The following is an 8,713-nucleotide window of genomic DNA, read 5'->3' on the forward strand; positions in this document are numbered from 1 at the left end:
CCTCCATCTACCTAATTTCTGTACCCCATTGTACCGTAAACGCCATACAAAATCCATCATTCATTATTTTTTTGTAACAAAACGACGGCTTGTGCAGCAATTCCTTCTCCTCTCCCTGTAAAGCCGAGCTTTTCTGTCGTCGTCGCCTTTACGTTGACTTGTGAAACGTCTCCTTCTAATAATTCAGCAATTCGTTTTTGCATGTTTGGGATATATGGAGCCATTTTTGGTTTTTGAGCAATAATTGTGCAGTCCACATTAACAAGTGTATATCCATGTCGCCGCACAAGATTCCATACCCGTTGTAGAAGAAGCGCAGAATCAGCATCCTTGTATGCTTCATCTGTATCAGGGAAATGTTTTCCAATGTCTCCTTCACCAATGGCTCCTAAACAAGCATCAGCAATGGCATGTAACAACACATCCGCATCAGAATGTCCAAGCAGTCCTTTCTCATACGGAATATGGATTCCACCAATGATAAGCGGACGCCCTTCAGCAAACTGATGGACATCAAACCCTTGTCCAATTCGATACATCATTGATCCCCTCTCGCACGTAAAATAGCCTCTGCAAATAATAAATCTTCTGGTGTTGTTAATTTAATGTTTGTATACTCGCCTTCTACAATGACGACACGTTGCCCCATCCGTTCAACAAGACTTGCATCATCTGTTCCAATAAACTGTTCTTTTTTTGCTCGCTCATGAGCGTCGAGTATTAATGGCATGGAAAAAGCTTGTGGGGTTTGTACAGCCCACAAGCTCGATCGATCGACCGTTTTTTGAATATGGCCATCGATCACCTGTTTCATCGTATCCTTGACAGGAACAGCAAGTACAGCTGCTCCCGTCCCTTTTGTTGCCTGAACAAGCTCATGAATTTTTTTGATTGTTACAAACGGACGAGCACCATCATGGATGAGCACAATATGACCATCATTTACCGCTTTTAACCCGTTGTAGACGCTCTGTTGTCTTTCTTCCCCTCCTGAAACGAGGGCGTTTACTTTTTTTATTTCAAAGCGATGAAGCATATGAACAAATTGCTCACGTTCTTGATCGTTAATAACTAAAACAATACCTTGACATAAATTATCTCTTTCAAATACACGTAACGTATGAATAATAACAGGTATTCCTTCAAGCTCAATAAACTGTTTGTTTATTCCTGCATTCATTCGTTTTCCTCGGCCAGCTGCCGGTATAACGACATGGTAATTCATTTTCCTATCTCCTAACAGCTCATAATGCTTTTTCAAGTAATTTTAATTTAGCAAAAATCATTCTTCCAGCCGAAGTTTGTAAGACGCTCGTCACAAGCACATCGACTCGTTTTCCGATGTAGTCTTTTCCGTCCTCTACAACGATCATCGTCCCATCATCTAAATAAGCAACACCTTGATTTTGTTCTTTCCCATCTTTAATGACGTGAACATTTAATTCTTCCCCTGGAAGAACGATCGGTTTTACTGCGTTCGCTAAGTCGTTAATATTTAGTACGGGAACATTTTGCAACTCGCATACTTTATTTAAATTAAAGTCATTTGTCACGACAACGCCTGATGTCAATTGAGCCAATTTTACAAGCTTGCTGTCGACTTCTTGGATTCCTTCAAAATCGCCCTCATATATTTCCACGTTAATTGCTAACTCTTTTTGAATGCGGTTTAAAATATCTAGTCCTCTCCGTCCACGATTTCTCTTTAAAGCATCAGAAGAGTCAGCGATATGTTGCAATTCTTCAAGAACAAACCGCGGAATGACAATCGTCCCTTCCAAAAAGCCCGTTTGACAAATATCTGCAATACGACCGTCAATGATGACACTCGTATCTAAAATTTTTAGCGATTTCCCCTTTTTTTCTTCTTCCTCGCTACCTTTTTTCTTTCCACTTCGATTCGGTAAAGAAAATAGGTTCATTAGTTCATCGCGTTTTTTAAATCCAACTTGAAATCCTAAGTAACCTAACAATAGCGTAAGAAAAATCGGCAATATCGTATTAACAAGCGGAATTTGAATAGAGTTTAATGGAATAACGACTAAAAAGGCTACAATCAATCCGAAAATTAAACCGAGACTCCCGAATAGTAAGTCTGTTACAGGTGCTTTAACTAACGTTTCTTCCATCCAATGAATAAGTCCAACCACATGATCGACTAACCAAAACGTGAGAAGGAATACGATGATCGCACCAACTGGGGCGGCTACATATGGGCTATCGACATAAGGAAGATCGTTTAGATGCAATAGTTTTAACAAAGTAGGAAAGAAAATAATTCCTAACATTCCCCCAGTAATGAAAAAAGATGCTTGCACAATTCGTTTTAACACGCTTTTCACCTCCTCTATTACATTATAAACAGTTTCCAATGTTTGAAACCAATCTGAACATCATTTTTAATCATTTTTTAATGGTTTTGTTAAAATATTGGACGATTTTTCCCTTCTCCTAATGCGTAATATAGCGCTTCTTCTACATTAGTTACTCCAATGACTTCAACACCTTTTGGAACGTTCCAGCCACCGATGTTGCTTTTCGGAATAATGATACGCTGAAAGCCAAGTTTAGCAGCTTCTTGCACACGCTGTTCAATGCGGGATACACGACGTACTTCACCTGTCAATCCGACTTCTCCGATCACAACGTCCGTATGGTTTGTTGGTTGATCACGAAAACTAGATGCAATGCTTACCACAATGGCTAAGTCAATCGCAGGTTCATCTAACTTAATTCCACCAGCCACTTTTAAATAAGCATCCTGGTTTTGAAGAAGTAGGCCGACCCTTTTTTCAAGCACCGCCATTAGTAAAGATACACGATTATGATCTATTCCTGTTGCCATTCGACGTGGCGTTCCGAAACTAGTCGGCGATACTAATGCTTGAATTTCCACTAACACAGGTCTCGTCCCTTCCATAGAAGCGACAACCGTTGACCCTGAAGCACCTTTCGAACGCTCTTCTAAAAAAATTTCTGATGGGTTTTTGACTTCTGTAAGCCCTATTTCTTTCATTTCGAAAATACCGATTTCATTTGTGGAACCAAATCGATTTTTCACCGCTCGTAAAATGCGGTACGTATGATGGCGTTCGCCCTCAAAATATAATACGGTATCTACCATATGTTCAAGAATACGCGGACCTGCAAGCGCTCCTTCTTTCGTGACATGTCCGACAATGAAAATCGCAATACCTTTCGTTTTAGCTATTCGCATCAGCTCTGCTGTACATTCACGAACTTGTGAAACGCTCCCTGGCGCTGATGTAATCTCTGAACGATATATCGTCTGAATCGAGTCAATGACAACAAAAGCAGACTTCATCTCATCAATCGTTTGGATAATATGTTCTAAATTTGTCTCAGATAAAACATATAAATGTTCAGCTGTCACATGTAACCGCTCAGCACGCAACTTTGTTTGTTTTACTGATTCTTCTCCCGAAATATATAATACATTATGTGTATCGTTTGCAAGTTGGGCGCAAATTTGCAACAACAAAGTTGATTTCCCGATGCCAGGATCCCCACCGATCAAAACGAGGGAACCACGAACAATTCCGCCTCCTAACACGCGATTAAACTCCGTGAACTTCGTATCAATTCTCGGTTCCTGCGTCGTTTCTACTGTCGTAATCGATACAGGTTTAGCTACTATCCCCTCTGTATGCACAAATAGTGCCCGGTTATGTGGTTTTACAATTTCCGTTTCTTCGACCATTGCATTCCACGAATGGCATCCTGGACATTTTCCCATCCATTTGGCCGTTTCATACCCACAATGTTGACAAACGAATTTCGTTTTCCGTTTAACCATTGCTCCATTCCTTTCATCATGAAAAACAAGGTATGCATGTAAGCATACCTTGTTTTCGTTATTTTACTGTTTCGTTTGTTAACACAACAAACTGACCATCTTTAACATCCATAACAACTTTTTGTCCGCTGCCAATCGTTCCTTTTAACAGTTCTTCGGACAAACGATCTTCAACATGTTTTTGAATTGCTCGACGCAATGGACGTGCTCCGTATTCTAAGTCATAACCTTCTTCCGCTAACTTCTCGATTGCTGCATCGGTTAACTCTAAATCAATTTGTTGTTCTTGTAGACGTTTTTTCAATTGCTCAACCATTAGTGATACAATTTCTTTTAAATGTTTCTTCTCAAGTGAGTGGAAAACAATAATTTCATCAATTCGGTTTAAAAATTCCGGACGAAACGCTTTTTTCAACTCGTCCATCACTTTCCCTTTCATATCTTTATACTGTTGACTCTCATCTTGTACATTAAAACCAACATATTTATTTCTCTTCAAGGCGTCAGCGCCAACGTTTGATGTCATAATAATGATCGTATTTCGGAAATCAACTGTCCGTCCTTTCGAATCCGTTAAACGTCCATCCTCTAACACTTGCAATAAAATGTTAAACACATCTGGATGCGCTTTTTCAATCTCATCTAATAAAATGACTGAATACGGTTTGCGACGCACTTTTTCTGTTAATTGTCCACCTTCTTCGTAACCAACATATCCCGGAGGCGAACCAACAAGACGTGATGTCGAATGTTTCTCCATATACTCAGACATGTCGATCCGAATCATCGCATCTTCATCACCAAACATCGCTTCCGCAAGCGCACGTGCCAGTTCCGTTTTCCCTACACCCGTCGGTCCGAGAAAAATAAACGAGCCGATTGGGCGTTTTGGATCTTTTAATCCTGCACGGGCGCGACGCACTGCTTTTGCAACTGCTTTGACAGCTTCTTCTTGTCCGATAACACGAGAATGTAAAATTTCCTCTAACTTTAATAATCGTTCTGTTTCAGTTTGAGCTAATTTAGAGACTGGGATCCCCGTCCAACTTGATACGACGGCTGCAATATCCTCAACAGTCACTTCTGAGTTTTCTTGACCTTGTTTCTCTTTCCAAGCCCGTTTCGTTTCTTCAAGTTGTTCGCGCAATTTTTGTTCCGCATCTCGTAATGATGCAGCTTTTTCAAACTCTTGGCTTTGCACAGCTGCATCTTTTTCTTTGCGAATTTCCTCGAGTTTTTGTTCGAGCTCTTTTAAATTTGGTGGTGTCGTAAACGAACGTAAACGTACTTTCGAACAAGCTTCGTCAATTAAATCAATCGCTTTATCTGGTAAAAATCGATCCGAGATGTAACGATCTGAAAGCTTCACAGCTTGCTCAATTGCCTCATCCGAAATAGAAACACGATGATGAGCTTCGTAACGATCGCGTAGTCCTTTTAAGATTTGGATCGATTCTTCAACCGTTGGTTCGCCAACATGAATGGGTTGGAAACGTCTTTCTAACGCAGCATCTTTTTCAATATATTTTCGGTATTCATCTAACGTTGTTGCCCCAATACATTGTAGTTCGCCACGCGCAAGGGATGGTTTTAAAATATTTGATGCATCAATCGCTCCTTCTGCACCGCCAGCTCCTATGAGGGTGTGCAATTCGTCAATAAACAAAATGATGTTGCCTGCTTGGCGAATTTCATCCATCACTTTTTTCAAACGATCTTCAAACTCACCACGATATTTCGTACCTGCAACGACCGTGCCCATATCGAGCGTCATTACACGCTTATCACGAAGCGTCTCTGGCACTTCGTTATTAACAATTTGTTGAGCTAGTCCTTCGGCAATGGCTGTTTTTCCTACCCCTGGTTCCCCAATTAAAACAGGATTATTTTTCGTTCTACGGCTTAACACTTCAATGACACGTTGGATTTCTTTACTTCTTCCAATAACAGGATCCAAACCACCTTCACGTGCGATCGCTGTTAAATCGCGGGCTAAACTGTCTAACGTTGGCGTATTCGCGTGCGTTGTTCCCCCATGATGTCCTGAGGCAGACTCATTGCTTCCTAATAATTGAAGTACTTGTTGGCGAGCTTTATTTAAGCTTACTCCTAAATTGTTTAAAACGCGAGCGGCTACACCTTCTCCTTCTCGAATAAGACCAAGCAAAATATGTTCTGTACCAACGTAAGAATGTCCAAGTTTCCTAGCTTCATCCATTGACAATTCAATCACTTTTTTGGCACGTGGTGTATAGTGGATCGTTTGCCCAACTTCATTTCCACGCCCAATAAGCGATTCTACTTCTTTTTGTATTTTATCTGGTCCTAACCCGAGCGCCATAAGCGCTTTTGCTGCAATTCCTTCCCCCTCTCGAATAAGACCAAGCAAAATGTGCTCTGTCCCAATATTGTTATGTCCTAATCGAACTGCTTCTTCTTGTGCTAATGCTAACACCTTTTGTGCTCGTTCTGTAAAACGTCCGAACATCATTTTCATCAACCTCCTTTTATTCACTTCCATTGGTATAATCGTTCACGAATGAGCGATGCACGGCGAATATCCCGTTCTTGCGGGCGTAATGCGCCACCAGCATATTTTTGTAAAAAGCCGGGCTGTGTCAAAATCATGAGCTCTGTTAAAATTGTTTTTGGCACGTTCGTAATATATCCGAGATCAATGCCTAACCGTACATCAGATAAACATTGGGCAGCTTCTTTTGAACCGATGATCCGACTGTTCGTTAACACACCGTAAGAACGATATACCCTATCTTCTAATTGTATGTTAGAAGTTTTGACTAATGCCTCACGTGCCATTCGTTCTTGTTCAATTAATTGACGAACAACACCTGTTAAGTCTTCAACAATATCCTCTTCACTTTTTCCTAATGTAACTTGATTCGAAATTTGAAAAATGTTTCCTAACGCTTCGCTACCTTCTCCATACGTGCCACGAACAACTAAACCGAGCTGATTAATTGCAGGAATAATTTGATTCATTTGCTGCGTTAACACAAGGCCTGGCAAATGCATCATAACGGATGCGCGCAGTCCTGTTCCGACATTTGTAGGGCAACTCGTCAAATAACCGTACTTTTCATCAAAAGCATAATCGATGTGTTGTTCAATCCAATCATCTAAAGCATTTGCCAATTTTAATGCTTCTCTCAACTGAAAACCAGCAAACAAACATTGAATACGAATATGATCTTCCTCGTTGATCATAATGCTTGCTTCTTCTTGCTCTGATAATAAGCATGCACCAAATGTACAATCCTCAGCTAAGTGAGGGCTGATCAAGTGTTTTTCAACTAATACACGCTTTTCAATAGTTTGTAATTCATTCATTTTCAATAAAACGAAAGGACCAAGATCACCGAATCGCTTTTGCGAAAACAAATGTTCAAATAATTGAACAATTTGTATAGCCTCTTCATTTGTACATACGGTCGGAAACGAATATTGTTTCATATTTCTCGCTAAACGAATACGACTACTTAACACAATATCAGAATCTGGTCCCTCTTCGTTCATCCATGGACTGAGAGCGCGTTGGAAAAACAAATGTTCATTCATGTAATGAAGCGCCCCCTTCCGTATTTAATTTTGCTTCGAGTTCTCGAATTTGATCACGCACTTCAGCAGCTTTCTCAAATTGTTCTTTAGCAATAAGCTCCTGTAGCATTTGTTTTAACTGGCCGATTTGCTTACGAACGTACAATGTACCCCCCACTCGCTTCGGAATTTTTCCTTCATGTGCTACATGTCCTCCATGTAACTTCCGAAAAATAGGTGGTAAATAGCTACGAAATGTTTCATAACAACTCGCACAACCAAAACGACCGACTTTAACGAATTGGGCATATGTCATTTTGCAACGCTCACATTGTAATATATGCTCATTGTGAAAAGAGGGGGCTTTTGGTTCTTTTAGCGATGCATCCATATTTAATAGTCCCGCAATTAAATTATTGATTGAAAAAGCGCCTTGATGTGGGAACATAAACATTTCACCTTTTTCATGAGCGCACTGTTCACAAAGATGAATTTCTGTTTTTTCTCCATTAACAATTTTAGTGAAATGAAGCGTTGCTGGCCGTTGATTACACTCTTGACATATCAAAGTGTTCACCCTCTCTACATATACTTTAAAGATGTCAGCATCGCTTTTAATATGCGCGCACGCAGTTCATCACGATGGGGAAGGTCAAGAGATAGAACCGTGCGATCAATAATGTTTAACATCATATTCGCTTCTCGTTTTGAAATTACCTTTTCATCTAATAAGCGTTGAATAATATGTTCTCCATTTGTCTGGCTAATCCGTTCTTGAACAAGGGACAATAAATGGTCAATAAGCTGGGGGGCACTTTGAGTTTTTACTTTCATTATACGGATATAGCCACCGCCACCTCGCTTACTCTCAACAATGTACCCTCTTTCTAATGTAAACCGTGTATTAATGACATAGTTAATTTGAGAAGGAACACACTGAAACTTATCTGCAATTTCGCTTCGTTTAATCTCAACGATATCTTTTCCGCTCATATTTAATACTTGCTTTAAATATTGCTCAATGACATCAGAGATATTCCTCACATAACCCCTCCTCTGCCAGTTGACTTTGACTATATTTGACTTTAATTTTAATATATACGGATTTCTTCAAAAATGCAAGGATTCCCTTCTTTTTCTCACATATTTTACCCATTGCGTTTATTCAATAAAACAAAAAAACAAAAAGACCAAGACAATTTAGTCTTGGTCTTTCTATTTGCCCGGCAACGTCCTACTCTCGCAGGCGGTGTCCCGCCAACTACCATCGGCGCTGGAGAGCTTAACTTCCGTGTTCGGGATGGGAACGGGTGTGACCTCTCCGCCATCGTCACCGAGCAA

At 40.3% G+C, this 8,713-nt stretch carries 8 protein-coding genes and 1 rRNA gene; all 9 read right to left on the reverse strand.

Annotated features, from left to right (window positions below):
* Positions 1 to 56 precede the first annotated feature (56 nt).
* Positions 57 to 539, reverse strand: coding sequence for a 2-C-methyl-D-erythritol 2,4-cyclodiphosphate synthase (gene ispF / locus ASC42_RS12350; protein WP_055441986.1), 483 nt, complete (start codon positions 537 to 539; stop codon positions 57 to 59).
* Entirely contained in the window at positions 539 to 1,225 is a 687-nt protein-coding gene (gene ispD, locus ASC42_RS12355; RefSeq protein ID WP_055441987.1) for a 2-C-methyl-D-erythritol 4-phosphate cytidylyltransferase, read from the reverse strand. Before ispD ends, ispF begins: the two co-directional genes overlap by 1 nt.
* A 19-nt stretch (positions 1,226 to 1,244) precedes the next feature.
* Positions 1,245 to 2,333: a PIN/TRAM domain-containing protein gene (locus tag ASC42_RS12360; protein WP_055441988.1), complete on the reverse strand. Its 1,089-nt coding sequence runs from the start codon at positions 2,331 to 2,333 to the stop codon at positions 1,245 to 1,247.
* An 89-nt stretch (positions 2,334 to 2,422) separates the two neighbouring features.
* The gene (gene radA, locus ASC42_RS12365; protein ID WP_055441989.1) at positions 2,423 to 3,817 is read right to left on the reverse strand and encodes a DNA repair protein RadA; all 1,395 of its coding nucleotides are present in this window, start codon (positions 3,815 to 3,817) and stop codon (positions 2,423 to 2,425) included.
* A gap of 58 nt (positions 3,818 to 3,875) precedes the next feature.
* Positions 3,876 to 6,308: an ATP-dependent protease ATP-binding subunit ClpC gene (gene clpC, locus ASC42_RS12370; RefSeq protein WP_055441990.1), complete on the reverse strand. Its 2,433-nt coding sequence runs from the start codon at positions 6,306 to 6,308 to the stop codon at positions 3,876 to 3,878.
* A gap of 20 nt (positions 6,309 to 6,328) precedes the next feature.
* Entirely contained in the window at positions 6,329 to 7,393 is a 1,065-nt protein-coding gene (gene mcsB, locus ASC42_RS12375) for a protein-arginine kinase McsB (RefSeq protein WP_055441991.1), read from the reverse strand.
* Entirely contained in the window at positions 7,386 to 7,940 is a 555-nt protein-coding gene (gene mcsA / locus ASC42_RS12380; RefSeq protein ID WP_055441992.1) for a protein-arginine kinase activator protein McsA, read from the reverse strand. Before mcsA ends, mcsB begins: the two co-directional genes overlap by 8 nt.
* A 14-nt stretch (positions 7,941 to 7,954) precedes the next feature.
* Positions 7,955 to 8,365 (reverse strand): CtsR family transcriptional regulator, encoded by a 411-nt coding sequence (locus ASC42_RS12385; RefSeq protein ID WP_425339080.1) that lies wholly within the window; start codon positions 8,363 to 8,365, stop codon positions 7,955 to 7,957.
* A 228-nt stretch (positions 8,366 to 8,593) separates the two neighbouring features.
* Positions 8,594 to 8,710 (reverse strand): 5S ribosomal RNA (gene rrf / locus ASC42_RS12390).
* Between the last annotated feature and the right edge of the window lie 3 nt (positions 8,711 to 8,713).

The sequence above is a fragment of the Anoxybacillus suryakundensis genome (assembly GCF_001418025.1).
In the GTDB taxonomy this organism is placed as follows: domain Bacteria; phylum Bacillota; class Bacilli; order Bacillales; family Anoxybacillaceae; genus Anoxybacillus; species Anoxybacillus tengchongensis.

Coding starts and splice junctions, on each gene's coding strand:
- ispF (WP_055441986.1), bottom strand. CDS start 539: ATGTATCGAATTGGACAAGGGTTTGATGTCCATCAGTTTGCTGAAGGG.
- ispD (WP_055441987.1), bottom strand. CDS start 1,225: ATGAATTACCATGTCGTTATACCGGCAGCTGGCCGAGGAAAACGAATG.
- radA (WP_055441989.1), bottom strand. CDS start 3,817: ATGGTTAAACGGAAAACGAAATTCGTTTGTCAACATTGTGGGTATGAA.
- clpC (WP_055441990.1), bottom strand. CDS start 6,308: ATGATGTTCGGACGTTTTACAGAACGAGCACAAAAGGTGTTAGCATTA.
- mcsB (WP_055441991.1), bottom strand. CDS start 7,393: ATGAATGAACATTTGTTTTTCCAACGCGCTCTCAGTCCATGGATGAAC.
- ASC42_RS12385 (WP_425339080.1), bottom strand. CDS start 8,365: ATGAGCGGAAAAGATATCGTTGAGATTAAACGAAGCGAAATTGCAGAT.